The sequence below is a fragment of the Bradyrhizobium sp. Kon69 genome (genome assembly GCF_055807515.1).
Map to the genome: position 1 here is coordinate 1 of NZ_JBVVOS010000617.1, position 232 is coordinate 232.

The 232-nt window shown below is 62.1% G+C and carries 1 protein-coding gene; it reads left to right on the forward strand.

What is annotated here, in order from left to right; genetic code table 11:
* Positions 1-232: diguanylate cyclase (locus AC0L3U_RS40345; RefSeq protein ID WP_473365262.1), on the forward strand; the 232-nt coding region annotated here is incomplete at both ends.

A 232-nucleotide genomic window follows, 5' to 3' on the forward strand; every position in this document is an offset into this window, starting at 1 on the left:
CTCGATGGCAAGCGCAAATCGGACGTCGTTGGCCGCTTCGGCGGCGAGGAGTTCGCGATTCTGCTGCCCGAAACCAGTCTCTCGCGTGCAAGGATCGTCGCGGAGAGAATCCGCAAGCGCGTGATGGGCTCGCAAATCGTTGCCCATCAGGTTCAGTTCGGGGTCACCGTGAGCATCGGCATTGCGGAAGCCAGTGTCAGCATGTCCGGCATCGACGCCTTGATGAGCGCGG